Source organism: Chelatococcus composti (assembly GCF_014201415.1).
Lineage (GTDB): Bacteria > Pseudomonadota > Alphaproteobacteria > Rhizobiales > Beijerinckiaceae > Chelatococcus_A > Chelatococcus_A composti.
The window spans coordinates 1-6206 of the sequence record NZ_JACHEH010000018.1; the positions used below are offsets into that span (position 1 = coordinate 1).

Here is a 6206-nt window from a genome sequence, read left to right on the forward strand (position 1 = left end):
CAAGCACGTCCAGCCCCAGTGCCGTGTGCCATAGACGTACTGCATGCGGCACACCCTCATCAGCCGGCACCGGTTCAACTTCCAGGGCACCCATCAGGTCATGGCCGGCGGCCGCCAGCAGCTCGAACTCGTCGTCCGGCGAACACCCTCGCTCACGAGCCAGCCGATCACGGTTGTGGCCCTCGGGCAAGAGATTCTGGAAGAAGCTCGGCCACTTGCCATCGGCCCTCGTCAAACGGGCATCACGCGCCGCGGAAAGAATGGCGCGCGTCGCCGCGTCGTCAGTCCCCTGGTAACTGAGGGAGAGCGTAGGCCGCTGCGGGTCGTCGATATAGTCACGGTCGAACAAGACTCGAAGGATGTCGCCGTATTGCGACAGATACCCGATAGGGCGCCTCTGCCCCTCTACGGTATGCAGATACACCCGCAGATAGCGGATGAAGGTGCTCATGACTTGCGCCCGCGCCGTTGTACCGCCCGCGAACCTTGAACGATTTCTTCCACCACCGAAGGCGGGGCCTCGATGCCCGCCCGCTGCCCCAGCAGCCGACCACCCGATTGGACGAACTGCTGCAGCTCGGCGCGCAAGGCAGCGGGCACGAGCATGAGCTCCATGCCCAGAGCCCTGGCCATGACTTCGAGGGTAGACAGTCGGGGGTCGCTGTTGCCAGATTCGGCTTTCTGCACGGCCATGCGGCTGAGGCCCGAACGCTCCGCGAGCTGAGCTTGCGTGATGCCTGCCGCCTGCCGAGCCTGCACCAGTTGCTCGAGCAATCTGATCATGATCATTATCTTTTAATATATAAAGATGATCAAGGATATCATCATCAGCTGGTCAAGCCAATAAGATAACGATCATTATCATACACTTGTTAATAGATAACTATTATTATCTTTAGGGGCAGGCACGCGAAATTCTCTGGCCGCAAACGTCACGGATGCGCTGTCGCCGACCGGTAGAACGACTCCAGGTGCTGTGCCATCTGTGCCAGGGCCTCGTTGTCAACATACATGGTGTGCCCCGCCTCGTAGTACTCGGCGCGCACATTCTTGCGCAGTTCCGGATCGAAGGTCATGTGGGCGAGATCGTAATCCCCCCAGGCAAATGGCGTCGCCAGATCGAAATACCCGTGAATCTGCAACACTTTCATGGCAGGATTGGCCCGCATCGCCGCGCCCAGGTCTCCGCCCACCCAGGTATTCTGCGGGAAGATGTTGACGTCCTCCTCGATCTCGCGCTTGGAAATACCCGCAATCACGGGTAGCTGGTGCTTCCAGTTCCAGGTCTTGCCGGCCTCCCAGTTGCCCATCATGTATTCCGCGTCCTCCCTGTAACCGAGCCGGCCAAGGTTTTCCTTGAGGATCGAGACCACGGGAATGAACACGTTCCGGAAGAACACATAATCGCCCTCGGGCTCCTCCCCGGCACTGTCAAAGTCCGTCGCCGTCTCACGCCCGTCCATACGCCCGATGACCAGACCCTGGTCGCGCAGCAACTCCTTGCGGAAACGGACCGCCGACACCCGCAGGTGGGCCCGCTCGATGTAGGCCGGATCCAGGCCGATGTAGCCCGCGAGCCTGCATGCGATCTCGCTGCGCTTCGCGGGACTGAGCGCATTGCCCTCGTACAGGGCTTCAGCGTAGGGGCCGCGGGCAAAGGCCATGACCTCGTCAAGGAACTCTCGCAGGTGCCTGGACTGGTGCGCCGTCCGTCCGTGATGCCATGCAATCGCGGCATACGTCGGCACCGAGACCACGTAGACGTGGTCCATGCCATAGGAGAACGCCCCGAAGTTCAGTGCCGAAGCCACCAGGATCACCCCATTGAGCGAAATGCCGCGCGCCTGAGCCATGTTGGCCACGACCGATGCCCGGGTGGTGCCATAGGAGTTTCCGAGGATGAACTTTGGTGACTGCCAGCGCTCATTCAGGGTCAGATAGCGCTCGATGGCACGCGTCGTCACATCCGCGTCGGGGTCGACTCCCCAGAAGTCACTGTTCTTCGCCCTGCCGACAGCGCGGGAATAGCCCGTTCCGATCATGTCGATGAAGACCAGGTCGCTTTGCTTGAGCAGTGTGTGCGGGTTGGGCTTCGCAATGAACGGCGCGCGGGTCTCGGGGTTGGCCGCCACGTCGTAGCGCATCGGGCCAAAACCCAGCACATCCATCGGCATGGTCGCACCACAGGGGCCGCCGTTCCAGATGAACGTCACGGGACGCGTCAGCGGATCGGCGTCTTTGAGGGTATAGGCCATGTAAAACAGCTCGGCGTCCGGCTCGCCGTCTTGCTTCCTGACGAGCAAGGTGCCGGCCGTAGTCGTGTAGTCGAGGGTGCTGCCATCGATGGTGATGCTGCCGTCGGCGGTCACGATTCGTTCTTCCGGCACGCCGGCAGGGTGGGAAGTGGCCGGCTGTGCCGTTTCGGCCATCGCCGGCACCGCCCATGCCGACATCAACAGGGCGCACACCACACACGCCTTCAGAGAAGAATCTGCGTAACGCAAGACAAGCCCTCCTTTTCTCGTTCGACAGCAAATCGGCGCATGCTGCAATCAAGACCGCCCGTGCCGGACAGCGGCTCAGCGCGTCCCGGCGTCGCTGGTATCGACACGCCGGAACGGCGGCTGCCCGGCTTGATCGGTGCCACCCAGCCAGTGAATCTGCGCCATGCGGCCGGTCTCGTCGCTCTGGAAGTGCAGCCTGACCCGGTCGGTATACGGGTCCCCGTCGCGCACGACGGCGGGAATCGTGGCGATGAACACGTCGTTCGGCCGGGGCTCGAGCCTGACGGCCAGGCGCTGCGGCCCCAGCTCGAACCCCAGCGTTCCGTCCGCATCGCGCACGATCTCGATCTGCCCGAGCACGGGGCTTTCGTACCGGCCCGTATAAGCTTCCAGCGCTTCGGGCGGCAGGCTGTAGCGGGCGTCCAGCGCCTCCTGCTCGCGTTCTTCGGCCAACGCCTTGCGCGTGGCCGCCAGAATCTGCGCCGCATAATCACTCTCGGGCCGACCCTGCAAGGCATCCATGATGTAACGGCCCAGCGGCGCAGCAATCCCGTTGCCGAACGTGACGGACTGGTTGACCAGCACGACCACACCGAAACGCCGGTCGGGGTCGAACCCTACGTAGGAGACAAAACCGGTCGTGCCGCCCCCATGCTCGATGACGCGGCCCTCGGGCGTGCTATGCACGATCCAGCCGGTTGCGTACGAGATCAGATCGCTATCGCCCAGCCGCAACAGCTCATGCATGGGACCGGTAATGAGCACCAGCGGCGCATAGGTTTCTTGCAACTCCGCCTGGCTGATCACGCGGGTGCCGTCGAGCACACCGCCATTGAGGTGGAGACGGAGCCAGCGGGCCAGATCGCGCACGCTGGAATTCAGCCCCCCGGCGCCTTCGGCGTTGTAGGGAAACATGCCGAGGGGGTCGACCACATTCTCCTCGGTATCGGACCGATGTCCGCTCGCATGCTCGAACGCCTGTCGCAGCCCGTCTGCCGTCGCGCTGGTCGAGGTCATGCCGATCGGCTCGAGCAGACGCGTTCTGAGCACGTCTGCCCACGCCTGCGCCCCGCTGCGCTGCGCAACAATTTGCCCGGCGACCAGGTGAAACGCGTTCTGGTAGGCGAAGCTCGAACGAAAGCTCGACACGGGACGGAAATGCTCCAGAGCCCGGATGATGTCATCGGCGTCGTACCCATAGGTCATCATGTTCGTGGCCACATAGGCGGGAAGGCCGCTGCGTTGCGCCAGCAGATCGCGGATGCGGAACTCCCGGGTCACCCAGGGATCCATCAGCCGGAAGCCGGGAGCATGGTCGATGACACGGTCGTCCCAATCGAGCGCACCATCGTCGACCAGCATGGCCAGGGTCACGCCAAGAAAAGCCTTCGTGGTCGAACCGATCTGGAACACGGTCTCGGGCGTCACGGGCGCCGTACCGCCCACCTCGCGCACGCCGAACCCCTGTGCATAGACGAGCTCATCCTCGGCCACAATGCCCACGGCAAGCCCCGGCGTGTTCCATTCCTGCATGGTCTTGCGGACATGTGCTTCGATCCTGGGTACGACCGCCTGCACATCGGCGCGCCGGATCATGTTCGACGCCTCGGTGGGAATGCTTGCCAGCAGGCCCAGTGCGAGCCCCACGGCCCACCCGTAAGCGTTTCGGGTTGATGATGCATGTCGGGCAAGAATAGGCATGGCCGCAGGTCTCCACGCAGAACAATCCTGCGCAGATTATTGCAATGCGGCTTCGAAAGCCGGTAATCCCCGCGTCTCACGCGGTCATCATTCCGTGTCACCCAGGTAGCCGCCTCCCGGAAGGTCCCGGTCATTCGGCTTTCGTTTCACCCTGGCTGGGTTTCAGGTGAGTCTGTGCCGCATTGCGCAAGGCGCCGCCCGCACGAAACTCCGAAGGCGACATTCCAAAGCGGGCACGGAACAGCCGGCTGAGATTGGGCGCATCGTAAAGGCCGCAACGGGCCGCCAGATCAGCAATGGGGATTGCCGGATGCGCCCGCTGCAACAGCGCCCGGAAACGCTGCAGGCGCTGCTCGCGGATGTAGCCGCTGATCCCCAGCCCCCGGTCGGCGAAGGCACGATAAAGAGTGGAACGCGAGCAGCCCAGGGCCTGCGTAATGGTGGCCGCATCCAGCGACGGATGGGCAAGATGGCGATCGATGTAGCGCTGGGCCGCCGTGAAAAGCGCCAGGCGCCGGGGGTCGGGGCTCTCACCCCCGTCCCACACTCCGGCAGGGTCGCTGGCGCTGCTGAGCACGGCTTCGAGTATGGTCAACGCCAGGGCTTCCGTGGCCCCCAGGGCAGCCATCTGCTCCCTCGGCGACAGTTCGGCGAGAATCCGTGACAGCGCGTCCAGCTGGGCACGCAGCATCAGCCCCATGGGTGAAGCCCTGAGGGCCCTCGCGACGTTCGCGGCATCCGGAATCGTACCGAAGCGTTCCAGCAACGCGCGCCGCGGCAGATCGATCTGGACGACGGCCGATTGCGAGAATGCCACCGTGGTCGCACGCAACGGGTTGAACAGCATGAAGTCGCCGTCAGCCAGGCGCAACGGGGCATCGCCTTCCTGTTCCATCATCGCCGCGCCCGAGCGGAACCAGATCAGGCATGGATCCTCGCCGTCTTCACGCCTTGCCGCAGCCCGCGAGCGCCGAGCGCTGAACCCGTCGAAACTCGCAAGGTGAAGTTCGCTCAGCGCATCGGCAAGCGACAGAATCGTGGCCCGGAAATCGTGGCGCTGGGAAGGCGATGGCGCATCTGCGATTGCGGCCCGGATAACGGTGCTGCGCCAGTAGTCGTAACGCTGTTCGGGCGGAAAACGCTCGGTACAGATCTGCTGGAAAACCAGCCTGTCGGGCCGCCCGGCAGCGAATGGGTGGACGCCGGGCTCGGCAGAAAGTTCGGCAAGATCTGAGTCGTGCGCGGGTGTGTGCTGAAGTCGACCCATGGGGCCGTCACGCTCAAGTACGTTTGCACGCCTGCCCCCGGATCATTGCCCTCCTCCTGGCAAAATTCTGGAGGCACCCACCTGGATGAGATTAATTGTGTCGAAACGATTTGTATTAGATGTTTATCGTTATTCAGGCCGGGGGTCAACCGGGGTTGGTCGCTGTCCGTTCGGCACACATCGAACCGCCGCGCGGTACTGCACTCGATTCAGGGCCCGAGTGTCGTCGCTTACGTCAGGTAAACTGTGGTAGAGAATTGCTGTGATGGAACGTGGCCACATCTACCTGGTTTCACTGGATCAAACGGCAGGCCACGAACAACAGGGCGCCCGACAGGTCCCTGATCGTTTCACCAAGCAAGTTCAACCGGCTGACCGGCGTCCCCATCGTGCTCCCGATCACGCGCGGAGGGGATTTTGCCCATACGAAAGGATTCGCAGTTTCCGTGCCAGAGCACATCATGGAAGAGGTCCTGGCCAGGCTGTCTCCCCTCTTGGCCTAGAGGCAATTGTTGCTCGTTAGCGTCCGGTAAACACACCTTGACGCCTGCAGCGCTTGCGGTTCCCGATCGATTGTGGGCAGTTTGTAAGCGTCCGGGAAATACACCTTGACCGGCACGGCGTTTGTCGGACGAATGTTCAGCCCTGCGGCTTCCCGTTGTGCGGCAGCAGCTCGGCCATTTTGATGGTTCTTTTGTAGTGGCAGCCGCGTGAGCACGTCCCTCAGGTAGACC

6 protein-coding genes are annotated in these 6206 nt (G+C 62.9%); all 6 read right to left on the reverse strand.

Annotated elements, in window-relative coordinates:
- Positions 1-451 (reverse strand): HipA N-terminal domain-containing protein (locus tag HNQ73_RS17675; RefSeq protein WP_183336738.1); only part of this gene is annotated, 451 nt, incomplete at its 3' end.
- Positions 448-783, reverse strand: a complete 336-nt coding sequence (locus tag HNQ73_RS17680) for a helix-turn-helix domain-containing protein (protein WP_183336740.1) — start codon at positions 781-783, stop codon at positions 448-450. The genes HNQ73_RS17675 and HNQ73_RS17680, both read right to left, overlap by 4 nt.
- A 149-nt stretch (positions 784-932) precedes the next feature.
- A complete protein-coding gene (locus HNQ73_RS17685; protein WP_183336742.1) occupies positions 933-2504 on the reverse strand; it encodes a S10 family peptidase in 1572 nt (523 codons plus the stop codon).
- 75 nt (positions 2505-2579) lie between these two features.
- Complete coding sequence (locus HNQ73_RS17690) at positions 2580-4151, reverse strand: serine hydrolase (RefSeq protein ID WP_183336744.1); 1572 nt, start codon at positions 4149-4151, stop codon at positions 2580-2582.
- 184 nt (positions 4152-4335) lie between these two features.
- On the reverse strand, positions 4336-5472 hold the full coding sequence (locus HNQ73_RS17695) for a helix-turn-helix domain-containing protein (RefSeq protein ID WP_183336746.1): 1137 nt from the start codon (positions 5470-5472) through the stop codon (positions 4336-4338).
- Positions 5473-5971: 499 nt separating this feature from the next.
- The coding region (locus tag HNQ73_RS17845) for a hypothetical protein (RefSeq protein ID WP_210305401.1) at positions 5972-6206 on the reverse strand (235 nt) is incomplete at its 5' end.

Bases quoted from the DNA above. Each gene is read 5' to 3' on its own strand.
- HNQ73_RS17680 (WP_183336740.1), bottom strand. From the start codon at position 783: ATGATCAGATTGCTCGAGCAACTGGTGCAGGCTCGGCAGGCGGCAGGC.
- HNQ73_RS17695 (WP_183336746.1), bottom strand. From the start codon at position 5,472: ATGGGTCGACTTCAGCACACACCCGCGCACGACTCAGATCTTGCCGAA.